The sequence below is a fragment of the Micromonospora deserti genome (assembly GCF_003236335.1).
GTDB lineage: Bacteria > Actinomycetota > Actinomycetes > Mycobacteriales > Micromonosporaceae > Micromonospora > Micromonospora deserti.
The window spans coordinates 46,884-68,211 of record NZ_POUB01000008.1; the positions used below are offsets into that span (position 1 = coordinate 46,884).

Annotated in this window: 23 protein-coding genes and 2 pseudogenes; 5 read left to right on the forward strand and 20 right to left on the reverse strand. The window is 74.6% G+C overall.

From position 1 onward, the window contains the following. The first annotated feature begins 45 nt into the window (after positions 1-45). Positions 46-822 carry an alpha/beta fold hydrolase gene (locus tag C1I99_RS02495; RefSeq protein ID WP_233512275.1) on the forward strand — a complete coding sequence of 259 codons (777 nt, stop codon included), beginning with the start codon at positions 46-48 and terminating at the stop codon, positions 820-822. Positions 823-876: 54 nt separating this feature from the next. On the opposite strand, the gene C1I99_RS02500 is transcribed toward C1I99_RS02495, so the two are convergent. From C1I99_RS02500 to C1I99_RS02535, 8 genes are all read right to left on the reverse strand, one after another. After that, positions 877-2,082 (reverse strand): sensor histidine kinase, encoded by a 1,206-nt coding sequence (locus tag C1I99_RS02500; RefSeq protein ID WP_111132526.1) that lies wholly within the window; start codon positions 2,080-2,082, stop codon positions 877-879. Continuing rightward, positions 2,079-2,771: a response regulator transcription factor gene (locus C1I99_RS02505; protein WP_111132527.1), complete on the reverse strand. Its 693-nt coding sequence runs from the start codon at positions 2,769-2,771 to the stop codon at positions 2,079-2,081. The genes C1I99_RS02500 and C1I99_RS02505 overlap by 4 nt, the downstream gene beginning before the upstream one ends. 11 nt (positions 2,772-2,782) lie before the next feature. Beyond that, the gene (locus tag C1I99_RS02510; RefSeq protein ID WP_111132528.1) at positions 2,783-3,661 is read right to left on the reverse strand and encodes a S1C family serine protease; all 879 of its coding nucleotides are present in this window, start codon (positions 3,659-3,661) and stop codon (positions 2,783-2,785) included. A 54-nt stretch (positions 3,662-3,715) separates the two neighbouring features. Continuing rightward, complete coding sequence (locus C1I99_RS02515) at positions 3,716-4,675, reverse strand: VWA domain-containing protein (protein WP_111132529.1); 960 nt, start codon at positions 4,673-4,675, stop codon at positions 3,716-3,718. Continuing rightward, a complete protein-coding gene (locus C1I99_RS02520) occupies positions 4,672-5,655 on the reverse strand; it encodes a DUF58 domain-containing protein (protein ID WP_233512276.1) in 984 nt (327 codons plus the stop codon). Before C1I99_RS02520 ends, C1I99_RS02515 begins: the two co-directional genes overlap by 4 nt. After that, a complete protein-coding gene (locus C1I99_RS02525; protein ID WP_111132552.1) occupies positions 5,652-6,692 on the reverse strand; it encodes an AAA family ATPase in 1,041 nt (346 codons plus the stop codon). The genes C1I99_RS02520 and C1I99_RS02525 overlap by 4 nt, the downstream gene beginning before the upstream one ends. Positions 6,693-6,706: 14 nt before the next feature. Further along, positions 6,707-6,925: a hypothetical protein gene (locus C1I99_RS02530; RefSeq protein ID WP_146603868.1), complete on the reverse strand. Its 219-nt coding sequence runs from the start codon at positions 6,923-6,925 to the stop codon at positions 6,707-6,709. 429 nt (positions 6,926-7,354) lie between these two features. Next, a complete protein-coding gene (locus C1I99_RS02535; RefSeq protein ID WP_233512277.1) occupies positions 7,355-8,149 on the reverse strand; it encodes an SAM-dependent methyltransferase in 795 nt (264 codons plus the stop codon). Between the two features lie 395 nt (positions 8,150-8,544). Here C1I99_RS02535 and C1I99_RS02540 point away from each other — a divergent pair, with 395 nt between their 5' ends. Further along, positions 8,545-9,627: a Gfo/Idh/MocA family protein gene (locus tag C1I99_RS02540; protein WP_111132532.1), complete on the forward strand. Its 1,083-nt coding sequence runs from the start codon at positions 8,545-8,547 to the stop codon at positions 9,625-9,627. A gap of 13 nt (positions 9,628-9,640) precedes the next feature. Here the strand turns inward: C1I99_RS02540 and C1I99_RS02545 are convergent, their stop codons facing one another. Continuing rightward, positions 9,641-10,729 carry an NYN domain-containing protein gene (locus tag C1I99_RS02545; RefSeq protein ID WP_111132533.1) on the reverse strand — a complete coding sequence of 363 codons (1,089 nt, stop codon included), beginning with the start codon at positions 10,727-10,729 and terminating at the stop codon, positions 9,641-9,643. A gap of 339 nt (positions 10,730-11,068) precedes the next feature. On the opposite strand from C1I99_RS02545, the gene rpsD reads away from it, so the two are divergent. The 3 genes from rpsD to C1I99_RS02560 all read left to right on the forward strand — a co-directional run bounded on the left by rpsD (position 11,069) and on the right by C1I99_RS02560 (position 12,501). Continuing rightward, positions 11,069-11,623: a 30S ribosomal protein S4 gene (gene rpsD, locus C1I99_RS02550; RefSeq protein ID WP_158553929.1), complete on the forward strand. Its 555-nt coding sequence runs from the start codon at positions 11,069-11,071 to the stop codon at positions 11,621-11,623. An 81-nt stretch (positions 11,624-11,704) separates the two neighbouring features. Beyond that, a complete protein-coding gene (locus C1I99_RS02555; protein ID WP_111132535.1) occupies positions 11,705-12,055 on the forward strand; it encodes a hypothetical protein in 351 nt (116 codons plus the stop codon). After that, a complete protein-coding gene (locus C1I99_RS02560) occupies positions 12,052-12,501 on the forward strand; it encodes a MerR family transcriptional regulator (RefSeq protein WP_111132536.1) in 450 nt (149 codons plus the stop codon). Before C1I99_RS02555 ends, C1I99_RS02560 begins: the two co-directional genes overlap by 4 nt. A 168-nt stretch (positions 12,502-12,669) precedes the next feature. Here C1I99_RS02560 and C1I99_RS02565 read toward each other — a convergent pair whose 3' ends face one another. The 11 genes and pseudogenes from C1I99_RS02565 to C1I99_RS02605 form a co-directional block, all read right to left on the reverse strand. Beyond that, the gene (locus C1I99_RS02565; protein ID WP_111132537.1) at positions 12,670-13,200 is read right to left on the reverse strand and encodes an aspartate carbamoyltransferase; all 531 of its coding nucleotides are present in this window, start codon (positions 13,198-13,200) and stop codon (positions 12,670-12,672) included. After that, positions 13,187-13,642 (reverse strand): MarR family winged helix-turn-helix transcriptional regulator, encoded by a 456-nt coding sequence (locus tag C1I99_RS02570; RefSeq protein ID WP_111132538.1) that lies wholly within the window; start codon positions 13,640-13,642, stop codon positions 13,187-13,189. The genes C1I99_RS02565 and C1I99_RS02570 overlap by 14 nt, the downstream gene beginning before the upstream one ends. Positions 13,643-13,686: 44 nt before the next feature. Continuing rightward, positions 13,687-14,829 (reverse strand): alanine racemase, encoded by a 1,143-nt coding sequence (locus C1I99_RS02575; protein ID WP_111132539.1) that lies wholly within the window; start codon positions 14,827-14,829, stop codon positions 13,687-13,689. Next, entirely contained in the window at positions 14,826-16,511 is a 1,686-nt protein-coding gene (locus C1I99_RS02580; protein ID WP_111132540.1) for an IucA/IucC family protein, read from the reverse strand. The genes C1I99_RS02575 and C1I99_RS02580 overlap by 4 nt, the downstream gene beginning before the upstream one ends. After that, on the reverse strand, positions 16,508-18,133 hold the full coding sequence (locus tag C1I99_RS02585; RefSeq protein ID WP_111132541.1) for an IucA/IucC family protein: 1,626 nt from the start codon (positions 18,131-18,133) through the stop codon (positions 16,508-16,510). The genes C1I99_RS02580 and C1I99_RS02585 overlap by 4 nt, the downstream gene beginning before the upstream one ends. Next, positions 18,130-19,323, reverse strand: a complete 1,194-nt coding sequence (locus C1I99_RS02590; protein WP_111132542.1) for an ATP-grasp domain-containing protein — start codon at positions 19,321-19,323, stop codon at positions 18,130-18,132. The genes C1I99_RS02585 and C1I99_RS02590 overlap by 4 nt, the downstream gene beginning before the upstream one ends. Continuing rightward, positions 19,320-19,445: a hypothetical protein gene (locus C1I99_RS34475; RefSeq protein WP_267897462.1), complete on the reverse strand. Its 126-nt coding sequence runs from the start codon at positions 19,443-19,445 to the stop codon at positions 19,320-19,322. Before C1I99_RS34475 ends, C1I99_RS02590 begins: the two co-directional genes overlap by 4 nt. A gap of 23 nt (positions 19,446-19,468) precedes the next feature. Continuing rightward, positions 19,469-19,582: pseudogene (locus C1I99_RS33090) on the reverse strand (siderophore-interacting protein); the annotation flags it as partial. A 137-nt stretch (positions 19,583-19,719) separates the two neighbouring features. Then, on the reverse strand, positions 19,720-20,259 hold the full coding sequence (locus C1I99_RS02595; protein ID WP_158553931.1) for an ATP-binding protein: 540 nt from the start codon (positions 20,257-20,259) through the stop codon (positions 19,720-19,722). Between the two features lie 206 nt (positions 20,260-20,465). Further along, a pseudogene (locus C1I99_RS33625) lies at positions 20,466-20,600 on the reverse strand (ABC transporter); the annotation flags it as partial. Between the two features lie 104 nt (positions 20,601-20,704). Beyond that, positions 20,705-21,328 (reverse strand): iron chelate uptake ABC transporter family permease subunit (locus tag C1I99_RS02605; protein ID WP_146603869.1); only part of this gene is annotated, 624 nt, incomplete at its 5' end.

The window sequence follows — 21,328 nt, forward strand, 5'->3', positions numbered from 1 at the left end:
ACAAGCGGTAAGCGGGTCGTAAGCGGACGGCCGCATGGTGCACCCATGACCTATGCAACGGTGAACGACCTGACCATGTACTACGAGTCGCATGGTGCCGGCACCGGCCGCCCGCTCGTGCTCATCCACGGCGCCCTGTCGGGCATCGCCACCTCGTTCGGCACGATCCTCCCGCTGCTGGCGAAGAACCGCCGCGTCATCGCCGTCGAGCTGCAGGCCCACGCCCGCACCCCCGACACGGACCGTCCCCTGACGGTGGAGAACTTCTCGGCCGACGTCGTCACGCTCCTCGACCACCTGGGCGTCGACACCGTGGACGTGTTCGGCTGGAGCATGGGCGCCGCGGTGGGCCTGTGTCTCGGCACCGACCACGCGCACCGCGTTGGTCGCCTGGTGCTGGCCTCCGTGAGCTACGACAACGCCGGCCTTCACCCGGGCGTGCTCGACGGCATCCAGCATCTTCAACCCGAGCACCTGAACGGCTCCGAGTTCCACGAGGAGTATCTGCGCACCGCCCCCGACCCGGCGGCCTGGCCGACCCTGGTCCACAAGATCAAACACCTGGACGCCGACCCGCCGCAGTGGCCGCCGGCGGCCATCCGCGCCCTGGCGGCTCCGACCCTGCTCGTCGTGGCCGACTCGGACATCGTCCGGCCGGAGCACGCGGTGGAGATGTTCCGGCTGCTGGGCGGCGGGGTGGTGGGCGACCTGGCGGGTCTGCCGGCCTGCCGCCTGGCGATCCTGCCGGGCACGACCCACACGACCGTCCCGCATCGCGCGGCGTGGCTGGCCCCGATGATCGACGAATTCCTCGACGCGTAGCAGCTCCCAGCCCGCTCGGCTGCCGCCGCGCTCGGCGCGACGTTGCGCCAGCCGTCACAGGGGCGACGTCGTCGGGGGTGGGTCGTCGTCGGTGCGGTCAGTGGCCGGCAGCCAGAGCACGAAGGTAGTGCCGGCGCCCAGCCGGGAGAAGATCGCCGCGTGCCCGCCGTGCGACTCGACGATCTGCCGCACGATCGCCAGGCCCAGCCCCGTGCGCCGGGTGCCGGACGAGTCCCGGCCGGTCTCCCCGCGCCAGAACCGGTCGAACACCCGTGGCTGGTCGGCCTCGGCGATGCCCGGCCCCTCGTCGGCGACGGCGAGCCAGAGCCAGCCGCCGGCCCGTCCGGTCGCGACGGTGATCAAACCGCCCGGCGGGGAGAGGCGTACCGCGTTGGACAGCAGGTTGCCCGCCGCCCGGCGCAGCGCGTCCGGGTCGCCGATGCAGGTGAGGTCGGCGCCGAGTGCGTACCGCAGGCGCAGCCCACGCGCGGCGGTGAGCGGGGCGACGTCCTCGCCGGCCTCGCGGGCGACGGCGCCGAGGTCGACGTCGGTGTCGGTGAGGGTGTCGGTGTCGCGACGGGCGGTGGCGAGCAGGTCCTCGATCAGCCGGGACATCCGGGTGGTGGCGCGGTCCACGCTGGCCACCGCCTGCGCCCGCTCCTCGTCGCTGGCGTCCGGCGAGGTGAGCGAGGCGTCCAGGTGGGCCCGGATGATCGCGAGCGGGCTGCGCAGCTCGTGGGAGGCGTCGTCGATGAGCTGCCGTTGGGCCCGGAACGCGTGGTCGAGCCGGTCGAGCATCGAGTCGATGGTGTCGGCGAGGTCGCGCAACTCGTCGCGGGAGCCGGTGAGCTGGATGCGCCGGGACAGGTCGGTGGCCTGGATCTCCCGGGCGGTGCGAGCGATCGCCGACACTGGGCGAAGGGCCCGCCCGGAGAGCACCCAGCCGATGCCGAGGCTGGCCAGGAACAGCCCGCCGAGAGCGCCCAGCGAATATTCCCGCAGCGTCTCCAGCAGCCGCAGGTTGACCTCGTCCTCGATCTGCTGCACCTCGGCGACCTCGATGGTGGTGCCCGTCGGCACGGTCCGCCCGTCGCTCTTGAGCTTCACCAGTTGCGCCTCGTAGCGCTTGGTGAGCGGCTTCGGATCGACCGCTCGGTCCACCGCCACGTAGGCGACTCCCAGGCCGGCGCCGGCCAGCGCGAACAGCAGCGTCGAGTAGAGCACGGTGAGCCGGAACCGGATCGACCGGAAGATCTTCATGCCGCCTCCCGTAGCCGGTAGCCCCGCCCGACCACCGTCTCGATGGGCGGGTCGCCGTCGCCGTTGGTGAGTTTGCGGCGCAGCGTACCGACGGTGACCCGCACGGTCTCGGTGAACGGGTCGGCGTTGGCGTCCCAGACGTGTTCGAGCAGTTCCTCCGCCGGCACCACCCGCCCGGGGCGGGTCATCAGGTATTCCAACACGCCGAACTCCTTCGGGGTGAGCCGCAGCCGCCGCCCGGCGCGGTGGGCCTCGTGCCGGGCCGCGTCCAGCGTCAGGTCGCCCACGGTGAGCACCGCGCCGGTGCCGGCGGTGTCCCGGCGCAGCAGCGCCCGTACCCGGGCCAGCAGTTCGGCCAGCGCGAACGGCTTGACCAGGTAGTCGTCGGCCCCCTCGTCGAGGCCGCGGACCCGGTCGCCGAGCGCGCCGCGGGCGGTCAGCATCAGCACCCGCAGGTCCCGCCCGGCGGCCACCTCGACCTCACCCCGGCGGATCGCCCGGCACACCGTGAACCCGTCGCTGTCGGGCAGGTTGACGTCGAGCAGCATCAGGTCGTACGCGTTGACCAGCAGCAGGTCGTACGCCCCGGCGGCGTCGGCGGCCACGTCGACGGCGTACCCGGCCCGGGTCAGCCCGACCCGCAGCGCACCGGCCAGGTCCGCCTCGTCCTCCACCACCAGCAGCCGCATGAGCAGAAAACCTATCCCCTCTCGATCAGGCCGGCCGCCACCCGCGCGGCCCGCTCGATCGGGATCGCGAAGCCGATGCCGATGCTGCCGCCGCCCTCCAGCGTGGCGATGGCGGTGTTCACGCCGACCACCTCGCCCTGGGCGTTGACCAGCGGGCCGCCGGAGTTGCCGGGGTTGATCGAGGCGTCGGTCTGCACCGCCGACTGCCGTGCGCCGCCGCCGAGGCGTACCGGCCGGTCCAGGGCGCTGACGATCCCGGCGGTGACGGTGCCGGAGAGTCCCAGCGGCGAGCCGACCGCGAGGACCGGCTCGCCGACCCGGGTCTGCCCGGCCGGGGCCAGCGGCAGCGCGGGCAGCCGGCCTTCGTCGACCCGTAGTACCGCGATGTCGCTGCCCGGGTCGCGGCCGACGAGACGCGCGGTGAGCCGGCGGCCGTCCTGCCCGACGACGCTGATCGTGCCGGCGCCGGCGACCACGTGGTTATTGGTGACGATGTGGCCCCGGTCGTCGAGCACGAAGCCGGAGCCGGAGGCGCCGCTGCCGCCGCCGCGCGCCTGGACGGACACCACCCCGGGCAGTGCCCGGGCCGCCGCGGTGACCAGGTCGGACGGGACCGCCGCTGCGGTACCGGACGGCGCGGGCGGCACGGCCCCGGCGGGTGCCGGCACGTCCGGCGCGGCGAGATGGCCCGCGGCACCGCCTGCCCCCGCCGAGACCGCGACCAGGGCCAGACCGGCCAGCAGGAGCCGCGGCCACCGCCGGTCGGCCGGGGCCACCGCCGGTCCGGCCTCCTGCGCGGGTACGCGCACCGGATCGGCAGGCGAGGCGACGTCGGGTGAGGTGAACCACGGACCGCGCGGCTCGCCGAGGCCGGTGGGTGTGGTCGACATGGTGGTCCCTCCTGGGGTGACGGGTGGTCGGGGCCGGGCTGTCGTGCCCGCCGGTCAGGGCAGGCGGGAGAACCAGAGCATCGACGTCGCGGCGGCGAGCAGCGCCAGCACCAGGCCGAACCCGATGAACCGCGCCGAGATGTCCTGCCGCTCGGTCTGGTAGCCGACCGACGAGCCGATGTCGGCGTACACGGCGCGCAACTCGTCACCGGTGCCGGCCTCGTGGTAGCCGCCGCCGGTCGACTCGGCGACAGCGCGCAGCGTGTCGCCATCGACCGGCACCGCCTGGCCCCGACCGCCGGAGTCGAGCACCCCGTCGGGGGTGCCGAACGAGATCGTGTCGACCGGTACGCCCTGCTCGGTGGCCTCGGCGGCGGCCTGCGCCGGGTCGCGGCCGGCGGTGTTGGCACCGTCGGAGAGGAGCACCACCCGCGCGGGCGGGGGTGACTCGGCGGCCCGGGCGTCCAGGGTGCGGATCGACTCCAGGGAGGTGCCGATCGCCTCGCCGATGGCGGTGCCCTGGATGCCGGCGGCTCCCTCGGCGAGCCGGTCGATACCGGCGGCGAGGGCCGCCCGGTCGGTGTCCGGGGCCACCAGCACCGATGCGCTGCCCGCGAACGCCACCAGCCCCACATTGAACTCCTCGGGCAGGCCGTCGACGAACTCCCGGGCGGCGTCCTTGGCCGCAGCGAGCCGGTCCGGGGGGACATCGGTGGCGAGCATCGACCGGGAGACGTCGACCGCGACGATGACGGTGGCCCGCTCGCGGGGCACCCGTACCTCGGCGGTGGGGCGGGCGAAGCCCACCACCAGCAGCGCCAGCATGGCCAGGAAGAGACCGGCCGGGACGTGCCGGCGCCACGCCGGGCGCTGCGGCGCGACCTTGTCCAGGAGCCTGAGGTTGGTGAAGCGGACGGCGTACCGGCTGCGCCGGCGCTGCATCACGAGATAGCCGGCGACCAGGGCGGCCACCCCGGTCAGCAGCCACAGCCGTTCCGGCGACTGCCAACTCACGCGGTACCTCCGGTCGGGGGTCGGGCGGCACCGGCGAGCCGGCGCTGCGTGAACACGTGTCGGACGATGTCGGCGATCCAGTCCCGGTCGGTGGACAGCGGCAGGTGTGCCGCGCCGCTGCGCCGGATCGCCCGGGCCACCGCCAGCCGCTGCGCGGCGGCCGCCGCCGCATATCGTTCGCGTAGCCGGCGGCTGCCGGTGGACACCTCGCGCCGGCGTCCGCTCTCCGGGTCGACCAGGGTGAGCAGGCCGACGTCGGGCAGCTCCCGCTCGCGCGGGTCGGACACCTGCACGGCGAGCACCTGGTGGCGGGCGGCCAGTCGGCGCAGCGGCTGCTCCCACGCGGGTGGCGGACCGGCCGCCCCGCCGACCCCCTCGTCGGGCAGGCCGTCGAGGAAGTCGGAGACCACCACGACCAGCCCGCGCCGGCCGCCGGTTTGGCGCAGCCCGTCGATCCCCTCGGCGAGCGGCACCGGCGCCACCGCGGGCCGTCCACGCGGTACGTCCAGCAGTGTGCGCAGCAGGCCGAGCAGGTGGACGCGTCCGGTGCGGGCGGGGAAGCGACGGACCCCCCCGTGGGTGAGCAGGTGCGCGCCGAGCCGGTTGCCGGTGCCCGCGGTGAGGAACCCGACCGCGGCGACGGCCGCCACCGCCAGCTCCCGCTTCTCCAGCTCGGCGGTACCGAAGTCCATGCTCGGAGTCGCGTCGACCAGCGTCCACGTGGTCAGTTCCCGGTCGGCGTCGACGGTCCGTACATGCGGCACGGTGGTGCGGGCGGTCACCGACCAGTCCATCCGCCGGACCTCGTCCTCGCCGGGCCGGTACTCGCGGCTGCCGGCCTGATCGCTGCCCGGGCCGGGCAGCAGGCCGAGGTAGCGGCCGTGCAGCAGTCCGTCGAGACGGCGGGTGATGGTCAGCTCCAGCCGGCGCAGCCGCCGCTGCGGGGCCAGGTCATGGATGGTTGCCACATGCCCGTTCACGCCGCGGCTCCGAGGCCCGGACCCTGGTTCTCCTGGGCCGGCGCGATCTGCGGCAGCGGAACCGCGTCGACCAGCCGGCGCACCAGGGCGGTGGCGTCGACGCCGTCGGCGACCGCGTCGAAGGAGAGCACCAGCCGGTGGGTGAGCACGTCCACCGCGATCTCCCGTACGTCCGCGGGGAGCACGTAGTCCCGCCCGTGCAGCAGTGCGAGCGCCCGCGCGGCGGCCACCAACCCGAGCGTGGCCCGAGGGCTCGCCCCGTACGCGAGCTGCCCGGCCACCTCCGGCACCCCGAACCGGGCCGGGTCCCGGGTGGCCAGCACCAGCCGCACCACGTACTCGGCCAGGGCGTGGTGCACGAACACCTGCCGGACCAGCCCCTGGAGGGCGACCAGCCGCGCCGGGTCGAGCACCGGGCGGGCGGCGGGCCGCTCGGTGCCCATCCGGTAGAGGATGCCCAGTTCCTCGTCGTCACTCGGGTAGTCGACCACCACCTTCATGAGGAACCGGTCCCGCTGGGCCTCGGGCAGTTGGTAGACGCCCTCGGACTCGACCGGGTTCTGGGTGGCCAGCACGAGGAACGGCGTCGGCACCGGATGGCTACGCCCGCCGATCGAGACGTGTCCCTCGGCCATCACCTCCAGCAGCGCCGACTGCACCTTCGCCGGGGCCCGGTTGATCTCGTCGGCGAGGACGAGGTTCGCCATCACCGGGCCGAGTTCGATGTCGAAGCTCTCCCGGGAGGAACGGTAGATCCGGGTGCCCAGGATGTCCGACGGCACCAGGTCCGGGGTGAACTGGATCCGGGCGAAGCTGCCGCCCACGGCCGTGGCGAGGGTCTCCGCGGCGAGGGTCTTGGCCACCCCGGGCACCCCCTCCAGCAGGCAGTGCCCCTGCGCCAGCAGCGCGGTGAGCAGCCGCTCCACCAGCCGGTCCTGGCCGACGATGACCCGCTTCACCTCGAACAGGGTCTGCTCCAGCAGCCGCGCCGCGTGGGCGTGGTCGAGGTCGGCGAGGACCGCCGGTGCCGCCGCCACGGACGGCGCCGCCGTCACAGCGCCTCCCGTGGCGCGGTCGGCTCGGCCGCGCCGCCGTCGGCGGGCGCCGCCTCGTCCCCCGGGCAGCCGGTCGGCACGGCGGGCGCCTCCTGCTCGGTGACGATCTGCACGACGGGCTTCGGGTCGGGCTCCGCGGCGGGGTAGGCGGCACCGCCGGCGGCCACCACCGCCACCGCCGCACCGGCCAGCGTGATCGACGTCCTCATGCTCATCCGCACGGGTTCCTCCTCGTCGGAATCGGTGTGCGGCGGGCCACCGGCGCGCCGGAGGCGGCACCGGGCGACCCGCCGGCACCGATTGGGCCACAGCCGACCGAAAGACAGCCGAAGAGCGCAGGTCGCGTGCGGCCATCCCGGGCGCGAGGATCACTCGGGAGCGGTGCCGGGTCGCGGCGACCGACGCCCTGCCGGACGTACTCGTCGTGGCGAGCTGACGCGAGGGTCTACCGACGGTCGGCGGCGGAACAGTGCCGCACGGTGAGGTGGTTCAGCGCCCCGGCGGATGTGATCACGGGTCGGGGGAGGCAGGTGAGCGGCTCGGGAGGCACGCCGTTCGTCACGCGGAGAAGCGCCCCGGGTGAGCCACGACCACGCGGTCGGTCAGGCTCCGGGTGCTTTCGGGCGGGTCCCCGAGCGCTGAGGTCAGGGCTTCCGGGCGACGCCGGCCCAGTAGTAGGCCGCCTGCGGGTCGTCCGGCGCACCGGCGTCCGGGCGCCACGCCATGACGGGCACGATGCCTGGCTCGATCAGCTCCCACCCGTCGAAGAACCGCTCCACCTCGGCGCGGGTTCGCGGTACCAGCGTTATGTGGCCCTGGTTCGCCGCGGCCACCGCCGCGCCCATCTCCGTGGGGTTGAAGTCCTGGGTCGGGTGGGTGATCGCCAGGTAGCTGCCGGAGGGCAATGCTGCCATGAGGGTCCGCAGCTTCTCCCCCGGTTCGTCCTCGTCGCGCAGCAGCATGAGTACCGCGATGAGGGTGAGCGCCACGGGCTGGGTCAGGTCGAGCGTGTCGGCGAGGCGGGCGTCGGCGAGGACCGTCTCCGGCCGGCGCAGGTCGGCGTGGACGTACTCGCTGCGCCCCTCTTCCGAGCTGATCATGAGCGCCCGGGCGTGCGCCAGCACGATGGGGTCGTTGTCCACGTAGACCACGCGCGTCTCGGGCGCCAGCGCCTGGGCGACCTCGTGCAGGTTGGGTCTGGTGGGGATGCCGGTGCCGATGTCGAGGAACTGCCGGATGCCGGCGTGGGTCACCAGGTAGCGGGCGACCCGGTGGACGAACCGCCGGTTCTCGCCGGCCATCATCCGGAGGGTGGGGATCGCCTGGATCAGGGCGGCACCCATCGCCCGGTCGACGGCGAAGTTGTCCTTCCCGCCGAGCCACCAGTCGTAGACCCGGGCCGAGTGCGGGACGGAGACGTCCACACCGGACGGCGGGATTCCGTCGGTCCGGCTTCCGGCGTCGCTGCGCGTCACTCGTCCCCCTCAAACAGGCCGGGATTGGCCCGCGCAGCTTAGCCGATGTCCCACCTCCCAGCAGCCCGTGTCCGATGAGGACGGTGATCGGCGGGCCGGCCGGCGCGGATGGGCTGTCGCCAGGACGGTCAGCGGCGGGAGCCGGGCACCGGCCGGCGATCACTCCCAGGGGAGCTTGAGCAGGGCGAGGTCGGCCTGACGTCGGAGGTCTTCGCGGCCGGCGCCGCGGGCGGTGCCCTGCACCGGTTCCCCGGCGGCCGCCGGCCACCCGGGACCTGATCCAGACCTGAGCCACGGGGGCGTAGATTCGTGTCTTCGGGATCGGGATCACCAGGACACCGAACGGGGACGAGGGCGGTATGACGGAGGCGACGCCGGCTCCACTGCGGGTCGGGCTGCTCGGCTACGGGATCGCGGGGCGGGTGTTCCACGCCCCGCTGATCGCCGCGACGCCCGGCCTGAGCCTGCATGCCGTGGTGACCCGTGACCCGCAGCGGCGCGAGCAGGTCCGGCGCGAGCACCCGGACGCCCGCCTGGTCGACGACGCGAGCTTGCTGTGGCGGTCCCCGGAGGCGCTCGACCTGGTCGTGGTGGCGACGCCGAACAAGCAGCACGTGCCGATGGCCCGGGCCGCGGTGGCCGCCGGTCTGGCGGTGGTGGTGGACAAGCCGCTCGCGGCCACCGCGGCGCAGGGGCGGGCACTGGTCGACGAGGCGACCGGCCGGGGTGTGCCGCTGACGGTGTTCCAGAACCGGCGGTGGGACGGCGACTTCCTGACCGCCCGCCGGCTGCTCGACGAAGGCGCGCTGGGACGGGTGACCCGCTTCGAGTCCCGCTTCGAACGCTGGCGGCCGGCGATCAAGCCGGGCTGGCGGGAGAGCGGCACCGCCGCCGAGGCCGGCGGCGCCCTCTACGACCTGGGCGCGCACCTCGTTGACCAGGCGGTGCAGCTGTTCGGTCCGGTCCGCAGCATCTACGCCGAGGTGGACCGCCGGCGGCCGGGCGCGCGGGTCGACGACGACGCGTTCGTCGCCCTGACCCACGCCAACGGTGTCCGCTCCCACCTCTGGACGAGCGCGGTGGCCGCACAGCTCGGGCCGCGCCTGCGGATCCTCGGTGACCGCGCCGCCTACACCACGTACGGGCTGGACCCGCAGGAGGCGGCGCTGCGCGAGGGCGTCCGGCCGGGCGCGCCGGGCTGGGGTGAGGTCCCCCCAGAGCGGTACGGCACGCTCGGCGTCGACGGCGACCTGCGGCCCGTGCGCACCGAACCCGGCCGCTACCAGAGCTTCTACCGGCGAGTGGTGGCGGCGCTGCGCGACGGTACGCCGCTGCCCGTCGACCCGTCCGACGCCGCCGACACCGTCGCGCTGATCGAGCTCGCGCACCGGTCCGCCGCGCAGGGCGCGGTGCTGCCCGTCCCGTCGCCCCCGGCCGGGTGACGCCGGGCGGCGGTCACGAGGCCGGGGCGGTGAGCAGGTAGTCGTCCGCGTCGGGGTTCCACTCCAGCTGAACGGCGCCGGTGGTGGCGGCGGCCCGGCAGAACTGGAGGAAGCCGCGGTAGCCGAGCTTCTTCTCGCTGAAGTCGGGCCGTACCCGGCGAAGCTGGTTCTTGAGGCCGGACAACGCCACCGCGCCGTCGTCGCCGGCCAGGTCCCGCACCACCGAGCGGAGCAGGCGGAACGCCTCCTCCCGGTCGCCATGCTCGGGCAGGGACACCTCCGGGTCGCCCTTCGCCGGCCCTTCGGCCAGCTCGACCACGTTCCGCTCGGCAAGGTGCCGCAGAAGCTCACCGAAGGTGCGGAAGCCGTAGTCGGACTCGCTGAAGGTCGGGTCCTTGCGCAGCAGGGTCCGCTTCAGCCGGGACGCGGTCACCTCACCGCCGGAGCTGCCCTGCAGGCCGGCCACGGTCTGGGCCACCAGGACGGTGAGCGTGTCGACGTCGCGTGCCGGTTCCTCCTCCGCCGTCGGCTGCGGCTCGGGTTCCGGCTGCACCTGCTCCACCGGCTGCGGCTCGGGGCTGGGCAGCCGGGCCGGGCGGCCACGGCGGCCGCGGACCGGCGGGATGTCGACGCCCTCGAGGCGCTCGTAGTAGAGGAACTCGTCGCACGCGGGCGGGAGCAACGCCGAGGTGGACTTCTCCACGCCGACACCGACGACCCGCTTGTTGAGCTCGCGGAGCTTGTGCACCAGCGGCGTGAAGTCGCTGTCGCCCGTGCAGATCACGAACGTCGAGATGTACTCCCGCTCGAAGGCCAGCTCCACGGCGTCGACGGCCATCTTGATGTCGGCGGCGTTCTTGCGCGCGGCGCCCATGCGCTGCGGTATCTCGATGAGCTCGACGTGGGACCGGGTGAGCATGCGGCGGTCCTCGTCGAAGAACGACCAGTCGGCGTACGCCCGACGCACCACCACCCGCCCCCGCTCGGCGAGGGCGTCGGCGATGGGGCGGAAGTCGAAGGCCATCCCGCCGTGGTGGTCGCGCGCGCCGAGCGCGAGGTTCTCGTAGTCGAGGAACAGCGCGATGCGGTCTTCTTGATCCACCGAGCCAGCCTACGCCCGCTGCCGGCGTCCGCGGTCACGGCACGGGCAGGAGCCTGCGCGGCGCGTCCACGATCTCGTACCCCTGGCGACCTCGCCGATGCTGGTCACGCCGCCCGCACGGGCCGGCGGCGGAGGAACACGGCGGCCATGATCAGCAACCCGGCAGCGCACCTCCGGCCTCCGAGTCGAGGCGGCCCGCAGTCAGGCTCAGCGAGGCGCTCCGTCACCCGTACCGGGTGAGGCGGTCTCACCCCGCCCTGCGTGAGGGTGGTGAACCAGCAGAGAACGGGGAGGCAAGGACATGGTGCTCCGGTCGAAGGTCAGTCCCGCGCCGACGACGTGCCGCTCAAGCCCGCGTACGGCTATCGGCTGCGCCGGCAACAGCATCCGGTCGGAGTCCGTGGCGGGCCGCGCCGCGCGCCGCGCGGGTACCGGCTGCCCGACGCCGAGCGGCACCAGATCCGGGCCCGGTACGACCTGCGGGAGCGGCAACTGGTGCGGGCCCTGGTGGCGGCGGCCGGACAGCCCGGCGACGCGGCGGAGAACCTGGCGGGGCAGTTGGAGCAGCGGCTCGACGCCCTGGTGCACCGCGCCGGCTTCGCCCGCACCGTCCACGAGGCCCGCCACCTGGTTGCGCACAACACGTTCACCGTCGACGGGGGCAAGATCAACCAGCCCTCGTACCTGATCCGTCCCGGACAGGTCATCCAGGTACGCCCGGAGCGGCAGTGCCGCCCGCAGACCGTGGTCGCGGCGAGTGGGTACGCCGAAGCGGACGTCCCGCCGTACCTTGAGGTGCGGCCGGACGAGTTCACCGCGACGCTGACCCGGGAGCCGCGCCGGCAGGAGGTGCCCGACCTGCGGGAGGTGGCGCTCACCGTCGCGCCCGGTTGACGGCGGCGCCCACACTCCCTGCCGTCCCGCGTCGGCCGCGGGCTTGCATCCGGTACCTGGGTACGGGCTTACCGTCGGGACATGAGCGATGAGCATTTCCCCACGGACGACGCCTGGGTGCCGCAGGCGTGCACCCTGCCGACTGCGCAACGGCCGCTGCGGGTCGCCGAGTTCGAGGAGTTCCTCGGCGAGGCCGTACGGCATGCCGACCGGCCCTCGGCGGGGCACCTGCGGCTCCGGCTCGACGGCGCGGCGCGGGTGGCGGAGTGGGCGCGGGCCCTGACGGCGCGGGAATCCGCGTGCTGCGCGTTCTTCGCCTTCGACCTGTTCCGCTCCGGCCCGGACTCGCTGACGCTGGACATCCGCGTGCCGGCGACACACGTCGACGTGCTCGACGCCCTCGCGGCCCGGGCGAGGCGGGACCGGGGATGACCGGCTCGGAACTGCGCAGCGGCCAGGTGGCCGACGCGGCCGGGGTCACCGTGCAAACCCTGCGCTACTACGAGCGCCGGGGCCTGCTCGCCTCCCCGCGGCGATCGCCGGGCGGGCACCGCCTCTACCCGGCCGAGGCGGTCACCCTGCTGCGGGTCATCCGGACCGCGCAACGCCTCGGCTTCACCCTCGCCGAGGTCGCCGACCTGCTGGCCGCCGGCCGGCACCGGCAGGGCGGCCGACGGCACGCGGGGCTGCGTACCCGGGCCGGGGAGAAGCTCGCCGAGGTGGAACGGAAGCTGGCGGACCTGACGGTCATCCGCGACACCCTGCGCGCCGCCGTCTCGGCCGGCTGCGACGACCTGGTCGCCTGCGCCGCCAACTCCTGCTGCCCGCTACCCTTCGCCGAGCTGGCCGATCGGGACGGCGGCGCCGGCAACTCCTGACCGGCTCCGGCGACCGGTCGGCGGAACCGCCGATGCTCGCCCGGGCGATCGACGCCACTGCGACGGGCCCGGGCCGGCGTACGAGCCGAAATGGACCCGGCGCTCGAGGAGTCCCGGTCAGGGCAGTTCTTCCCGATAGTCGAAAGGTGTCTGCGCGGTCCTCGGTTGTCACTGTGGTGTGGCGTGTTGGCCGTGGTCGCTCAGCTGGGCGTCGAACCAGGCGTGTAGGGCGGTGATGAGGGTGTCCTCGGGGGTGGTGTAGGTGATGCGGGCGCCGTCGGCGGTCGTCTCATAGTCGATGGCGATCTTTCCGGCGCTGTTGCGTAGCGCGGCGAGGCCCGGCATCTCGGTGCCGTGGATACGGGACGGGTCGGTGAAGTCGCCGCGCCGGAAGCTCTCGGCTTCGTGTTGCACATGCTGCCGGATGAGCCCGATCTGGGTGGTGTCTGCGGGGTCGTCGGCGACGACGGTCTGTATCCCGCCGGTGTCGGTCTTCCTGAAGTGGTGGGTGGTGCGGTCCAGGTCGAACGGCATCACGGACGCCCCGCGTTCGGCAACCTGCGCCTGTCGGTCGGCGCTCGCTTCGGATGTCGCCGGCGCGCTGTTGGCGTCGGCGCAGCCGGCGCTCAACACGGCAGCGGCAGTGGTCGCCGCGAGCAGCAGCTGCCGGCGCGTGCGGGGACGGTCATGACGGGTCATCGGTGGCCTCCGCCAGGGTCTGCAGCGCGTGCACCACGGCGGCGCGCTGGTCATCGGGGATACGGGCCAAGAGCTTGGTGAACCGGGCGCGGCGGGCGTCGGCCTGCCGCGCCGCGGCGACGGCCCCGGCGTCGGTGAGTTCGAGCAGAACACCGCGACCGTCGTCGGTTGCCGGGTGCCGGTGCAGCCAGCCGCGGTTGGCGAGGTTCGCGACCAGGCGACTGACGCTGCTCTTCTCCAGTTTCAGCCGTCGTGCGAGTTCGACTTGCCGTAGTCGTCCGTCCCCCCGGGCGATCTCGGCCATGGCGTGCGCCTCGGAAACCGGCAGCGGCTGCCCGCAGGGGGTGCGATCGGGCTGGTGCAGGCCGAAATTCCGAACGAAACGCATGAGCGCGTCCTGCGCCGCACCGACGTCGGCCTCGACTGGGGAGTCATCAACCATGGTTCGACCGTACAACCATATGGTTCGGCGGTGCAACCAGTTGTTCAACATCCCCTCTGGGCGGCCCACTGGCCGGCCACCCGGACCGGATCACCGACACGGAACTCGGGTTGCTCGTGCATGAGGAAGTCGTGGTGGCTGATGTTCCAGGCGTACGCGCCGGCCATGCCGAACACCAGGACGTCGCCCACCCCGATCGGCCCGGCATCCGCCGTCCGGGACAGTACGTCCTTCGGGGTGCAGAGCTGGCCGACGATGGTGACCGGGCCGCCGTCGGTACGCGGTCCGGCGGCTCCGGCCCGGGCGTGCACGGTGAAGGGCTGGGCGTGGCCCTTCGCCGCCGGGGTGCGCAGGTGGTGGGTGCCGCCCGCCACCACGACGAACCAGTCACCGAAGGAGCGCTTCACGTCCACCACCTCGGTCAGGTACGCGGCGCAGTAGGCGGTGACCGACCGGCCCGGCTCGATACGCAGCAGCAGCTCGGGGTACGGGTCGAGGAGGCTGGCCAGCCGCTGGCCGTAGCGCGGCCAGTCGAAGCGGGCGCCCGGGTCGGCGTAGTCGACGGCCATGCCGCCGCCGACGTTCACCTCGGTCACGCCCGCCTGCGAGACCGCCCAGTCGACGACGGCGCCGGCCACGGTCGCGGCGGTGTCCGGGTCGAGCCCGCTGGCCAGGTGCGCGTGCACCCCGCGCACCCGCACCCCGTCGGGTGGCCGGCGCAGGCACCGCAGTGCCTCGGCCGGTGACATGCCGAACGGGCTCGGCGCGCCACCCATCACCAGGGCCGCGCCGGCGACGGTGACCGGCAGGTTGACCCGCAGCAGCACGTCGGCGGGAGTGCCGGCGGCCCGGGCCAGCCGGGCGAGCCGGTGCAGTTCGGCCGGGGACTCGACGTGGATCCGGCGTACCCGCGCGGCGAGCGCGGCGGCGAGATCCCGGTCGGTCTTGCCCGGACCGGCCAACGCCGCCGGCGGCCGGTCCGGCAGCACCGTGCCCAGGTGGCGCAGTTCCCCGCCGCTGGCCGCCTCGAACCCGTCCACCACCGGGGCGAGGGTGCGCAGCATGCCCGGGTCTGGGTTGGCCTTGGTCGCGTACAGCAGTTCCACCCGTGGCGGCAACGCGGCCCGGATCGCGGCGGCGTGCGCGGCCAGGGCCGTCAGGTCGTGGACGTAGACGGGCCGGGTCACGCCGCACCGCCGAACGGGTTGGGCACCGGCACGTAGGCAGCGTCCCGGTCCGGGGCCCGGTGCCAGCGCACCAGCAGGTTGGCCTTGGCCACCAGCGGCGCGCCGGCCAGCAGGGCGCGCAGCTCCGGCGGGTTGCCGAGCCCGTCGCTGACCTCGGCGACGACCTCGCGCACCACCCGCCACAGCTGCGGCTCGACACCCGGCCGGGCGTCGGCCAGTGCCGCGCACACCGCGGCGAGGTGGTTGACGAAGAGGCAGTAGACGACCCGGCGCCGAGCGTCGTCGGACCGGTACCCGACCTGCCGGGGCAGCCGCGCCGGCCACTCCGGCCAGCGGCTGGTGTCGAGCTTGACACCCTCCAGGTCGCGCAGCAGCATCCCCACCGGCCACCGGTGGGCGTCGAGCACCACCAGCACGTTCTGCAGGTGGGCCTCGTGCACCACACCGTGGGCGAGCCAGAGACGCAGTGCCGCCGGCACCAGGAGCCGCACGTACGCGCGCCACCAGGCCACCGGGTCCGGGACCGGCAGCGGGCTGGCCGCCAGCGCCCCGGCGAGCACCGGCGTCTGCCCCGGGCGCAGGTGTGGCCGCAACCCGGCGCGCAGGATCGTGCCGTACGCCTCGTCCGCGCCGGGCAGGTCGACGGTGCGGTAGGCCGGCTCGGCGAGCAACCGCACGCCGGCCGGCAGCGGCACCGCCGCCAGCAGTCGGCTCAGCGCCACCGCGCCGGTCAGTTCGTAGCGGGAGTTCTTGCGCAGGCAGTTGGTGATCCGCACGTGCAGGCTGGTCTTGCAGAACAGGTCGGCGTCGGGCGCGTAGCAGGTGCGGACGCTGGCGGTTGGGCGCACCGGCACCCCGGCCGGGCCCAGGTCGCGCAGCCGCCGGTCGGCCGGCGGGACCAGTTCGAGCTGCCACGGGTGGACCGGCAGCGCCCGGTGCCCGGCCGGCACCGGCGGCGGGTCCAGCGCGGCGGTCAGCTCGTCGAACGGTCCGGCACCGGCCGTCAGCTCCGCCGGCACCGCCAGCCAGTGCAGCCGGAACGCGGCGCGCAGTTCCGGGGCGTAGCGTCGCCACTGCCCGGTGGCGCCGGTGCGCCACTTCGGGGTCGGGTGCTGCGGGTGCCCGAAGAGCAGCGACTGCTCGGAGTCGACGTAGGCGTCGACCACCGGGTCACCCGTCGGGGCGGGGTCCCGGTGCGGGCGCTCGGCCAGCAGCTGCGCCGTGGTGGTGCGGCTCTGCCTGACCTGCCCGACGAACTCGTCGTTGCCGACGCCGGTGCGGGCGGTCAGGTCCGCCGCGAGCAGGGCAGCCAGGTCGGTGGCGCCGATCGGCTCCCAGCCGCCGGTCATGTCCGGCGCACCGGCCGGCGGGGCCGGGCGGCGGGGCGGCGTCGCGGGGCGGGGCCCCGCGCCCCGGTCTGCGCCGCGCCGCTGCACCGGGCCCTCGTAACGGTGGGCGTGCAGCGGCGAGACCCGACCGACCGCGCAGCGCAGCACCACACCGAGGTGCCGCAGCCGGATCCGCGCCTCACCGTCGCCGAGTTCGGCGTCACCGGCGGGGACCGCCACCTCCCGCAGGTGGCAGCCGAAGAGGGCGTGCGCGGCGGCCAGGTCGGCAATCCGTTCCGGGTCGTCGGGCCGGTCGTGGCGGGGGCGGCGCGCCCCGGTCGCGGCGGCGGTCACCCGCTCACCCGCAGGTAGTTCGGTCCGGTCCGCCGGTAGTACTTGTTGACGTCGGCGCAGCCGAGCCGCTGCTTGGGCAGCAGGGTGCCGGCGGTGAGCATTCCCTTGACCGGCAACGTGTCCGCGGTGAGCACCCGGTCGACGAGGCGGCGGACCTGCGGTTCGCCGCCCCACCGGTCCCGCGCGGCGTACAGGCGCGGCGGCAGCGCCTCGGCCGGTGACGGCACCGCCAGCCCGCGGTCGGCGAGTGCGCGCAGCGGCGCCGCCGCGGCCAGGTGCAGGGTGATCGTGACGAACACGTCGGCCAGCTCCGCGAGGTCGTCGACCCACATCCGCCGGTCGTGCAGGACCAGCCCGCCCGCCGCTCCGGCGTGCCGGGTGTGCAGCCGGGCACCGTCGTTGTCCTTGTACAGCAGGCGGATCCCGCCGTCGGGGTCGAGGAGAAGGTGGACGTTCTGCGGGTGCGCCTCCAGGGCCACGCCGTACCGTAACCAGAGGCAGACGTGCCAGTCGAGCAGCAGGTCCAGATAGGCGTTCAGCAGCGGCAACGGATCGCCGTCGCTGACCCGCTCGATGACCGTACCGCCACCGGCGTCGGCGGCGGCCAGCGCGGCCACCGGGACGACCCGCGTGCCGGCCAACTCCGCCGGGAACCGGCGCAGCAGGAAGGCGCGCACCTCGTCGGTGCCGCAGTGGCCGTAGGTGCCTTCGTCGGCGTGCAGGATCCGGCCGGTGAAGGCCGGCTCCGCGGCGGTGATCCGGCCGAGCAGGCCGGCCACGGCGGCGCCGTCGGCGAGGGTGTCCGGGGCGAGGGTGCGCCGGTTGCGGGCACCGAGACTCGCGGTGGTCAGCGGCAGCTTCAGATGGGTGTACGGGTCGTTGGCGAGCGCCACCGTGCGCATGGACAGGGTGGGTCGCACGGTGATCGCGGGTCGGTCCACGACCGGTAGGCCGGCGCGGGCAGCGGTGACCGGGTGCACCGGCAGCAGCAGCTCCCGGGCACGCTCGGGTGAGGGCCACCAGTCCGGCAGCTCACCGGTGACGCGGACGGAGGTTGCCGGCACCGGTATCCAGCGCAGCGCGAAGCTCGGGGCGTGCTCGGGCGCGTACCGGCGCAGCTCGTCGGCGCCCAGCCCGTGCCGGCACCGGTCGGTGGGATAGACCGGGTGCCCCTCGTGCGCCGCGAGCACGTCGTCGTCGAGCGCCCCGGCCATACCGGTACGCCCGCGGGCGGCGGCGACCGCCGCGTGAACCTGGGGGCGGACCTCGGCGGCGAGCCGGCGGGCGAGCAGATCGTCGCGGCACTCGGCGGTCAGCGCCCGCCAGCCGTCCTCGGCGTCGGTGTCACCGGCCGGGGCGAGCAACGCCAGCAGGCCGTCCACGGTGCGCACCCGGTACGCGCGCCCGTCGTCGGAATGCACGTCCAGTTCCGGTCGGGCGATGCGAATCGGGTGCTGGAAGCCGTCCGCACGTACCGGGATGCGCAGCCGGCCGGCCCGGTGCGGCACCTGCCACCAGCCCGGGCCGTCCGGGCGGCCGCGGCTGGTGAGCCCGAGGTGGTCCTCGCGCAGCAGGGCGTCGAGCACCCGGGCGAACAGCTCCCGTTCGGCGGCGTCGGTCACGGCACGATCCGCCAGCACAGGTCGCGCCGGAACGCGGCCAGCGCCCGGCGGACGGTTCCGGCGTCGGGCCCGATACCGTGGACCGCGGCCAGGTAGTCGCGGTTGGTGCCGGTCCAGGCGGCGGTCACCCCGATCGGGCGCAGCGGCCGGCAGCCGAGCCGGACGCCGTCGCGGTGCGCGTCGACGGATCCGGGAGCGGCCACGAGCGTGCCGGAGCGCTCGGCGCAGACGTACTCGACCCGGGCGTGCCGGTCGACGGTGGCCGGGTCCGGCAACGCCAGCGCGGCGATCGGCTCGCCCAGGTGAAGCCGGATGACAGCCGCGAAGAGCGGTATCCGCAGCAGGTCGGCGAGGACCAGGTCCATCCGGTCCCCGATCAGCCGGTAGTTGACCTCGATGAGCCGGACCCGGCCGTCCTGTACCACGTACTCGGTGTGGCAGGCCCCGAGACCGACGTTCAGGGCGTCGAGCTGCGCGCGCAGCCCGGCGGCCACCGGGGCCGGGGGCGGCGCCCAGTCGAGGGCCAGTTCGGTGAAGGTGGGTGGCGGGCCGAGAGCGGTCCGCCAGCCGCCGACGGTGACGCGGTCACCGCCGTCGCCGAGGGTGTCGTGGGTGTGGATTTCGCCGGCCAAGTACTCCTCCACCACCAGTGACACGTCCGGGCGCCGCCGGCGGATCATCGCCACCCGGGCGGCCAGGTCACCGGGGTCGGCGACCAGATACGCGTCCTCGCTGGCCACGCCGTCGCGGGGCTTGACCACGGCGGGGAACATGTCCGCGCCGACCGCGGCAGCCGTGCCGGGTTCGAGCGCGGTGGCGCGCACCACGTCGAGGCCGGCGGCGGCGACCGCCCGCCGGGCGGCGGCCTTGTCCTTGCAGCGGCGGGCCGCCTCGGGGTCCTTACCGGGCAGCCCGAGTCGGCGAGCGGCGAACGCGGTGGCGGCCTGCAGGTGGTCGCTGTTGGACAGCAGCCCCGCCGGGGGCGCGCCGGCGCGGACGGCCGCCTCGACCGCGCCCGCGTCGCGGACCGCGCACGGGACGACGGGCACGCCCGCCGGCCACTGTTCCGGCCGGTCGGTCAGTACCGTGACGGGCAGGTCCAGCATCGCGGCCGCCGGCAGAAACCCCTCGAGCACGGCGTCGGTCGGGTTGAGCGCGGTCAGGTACAGCCGCGGGGTCGTCCTGCTCACGCCGGCGTGCCCATCGACGGTGTGTTCATCGACGGCGGGGCGCTGTCCGAGCGGGCGGCGCCGTGCAGCAGGCGGGCCCCGCCGATGCCGAGCCACGCCCGGGCGGCGATCAGGGAGGTCACCCGGCGTTCCAGTAGCCGAGGGCGTTGACGAGCAGGTGCTGGTAGTGCCCGTCGACCGGCTCGGAGCCGGGCGCGGTCAGCCGGAAGCCCCGGACCCCCATGGCCTTGAGCACCAGGGCTTCCCAGTTCCGCTTCATGCACCCTCCAGCAGCACCCGCAAGTTAGGCGAGGGTAACCTAACTTATCCATCATGGGGAGAGGCGGTGCACGGATCGTCCAGAGTGGACGAGGCTCGATCCCGCTGAGCGGCCCCGGAGGCGGCACGACGGCCGGGTCACCGGCCGGGTCCTGGCCCTTCCCCGTCGTCCCCCGCCGGCCCGCCGGATTCGTCCGCGGATGCGGTGCCGGCCGCGACCGGCGGGGAGTCGGCACCACCGGAAGGCTGCAGGCACGCGGTGACGACGGCGGTGACCCCGTCGGGTCGGCGGGTGAGCAGGAGCCCCTCGGTCAGCCGGTGGGCCAGCCACAGGCCACGGCCACCGGCGACGTCGACCGCGGGCAGCCGCACCGGCAGCCCACCAGCGGCGACGCCCTGATCGCTGACCTCGCAGACCAGGACGTCGTCCTCGCGGCGCAGGGCGAGGTGACCGTGGCCGCCGCCGTGGCGTACCGCGTTGGTGACCAGTTCATGCACCGCCAGGACGAAGTCGAAACCGACATCGCCGGTCAGGCCGACGCTGTTTACCTGCGCCTGCAACCGGTGGCGGAGCGCGGTGACCGTCGCGGCGCTGAACTCCTCGGACATCAGGGCGACGACCACCGCGGCCACCGGGGCCGGGTGACCCGGTACGGATGTCCCCGCATCCTCGTCCACGCCCGCAGGTTACCGAGACCCGGGATTTCCGCGACCGTTGCGGGCCGGCAAGTATCCGCAGGCCACGAAGCCAGGCCCGCCGGCACCCGGGGGCCGCCCCGGAGCCGGGCGGTTCCGCTGCCCGGCGGCGGCGTGCCTAACGACCGGGGCCCGCACGCGGGAGGCCCATCGGGAACTGCTCCGCGGGGTTGTCCTCGCAACCGGTCGCCGTTCGGGCCGAGCAGGGAGAAGACCATCCCCTCCGGGACGTGCAGGGCGATGCCGTCGAGCACGACGTGCCCGCCGTACGCCTTGCGCAGGCCGGCAGCGGCGATCGCCGGCGGTGGTGATGTCGTCGTCATGCCCCGAGCCTGCGGCCGGGGCGGGTCACCACGATCTCACCGCGGTTTCGCGCGCCCGGCCCGCGCCCGCGCGGCACCGGCGGGATCACCGCCGGTGCCGGGCCTCATCGGGCGCCGGTCACCGCCGTCCGTGAGCGCCATAGCAGCCAGGCGAAGTAGGGCGTACCGATCATCGCCGTGACCAGGCCGGCGGGGATCTGGGCCGGCGCGATGACGGTGCGCCCGACGGTGTCGGCGATGCTGACGAGCGCCGCACCCAGCAGCGCGGCGACCGGCAGCACCCGGGCGTGCCGGCCGCCGACCAGCGCGCGGGCGGCGTGCGGCGCGACCAGCCCGACGAACCCGATCACACCGACGGCGGAGACCGCCGTGGAGGTGAGCAGCGCCGCGGCGGCGAGGGCGACCAGCCGGGTGCGTTCCAGCCGGACGCCGAGCACCCGCGGGGTGTCGTCGTCGAGGGCGAGCAGGTCCAACTCGCGCCGGGCCGCGACGACCGCCGGGGTGAGCACCAGCAGCGCGATGGCCACCGGCAGCACCTGCGTGGCCGTGCGGCCGTAGGTGGAACCGGAGAGCCAGGTCAACGCCTTGCCGGTGTTCCACGGGTCGAAGGCGACGATCAGGAACGTGATCACGGCCATCCCGCCCTGCCAGGCGCCGAAGCCGATCAGCACGAGCCGGTCGGAGCTGAGGCCGCCCCGCCAGGCGGCGCCGTAGACGAGGGCGAACGC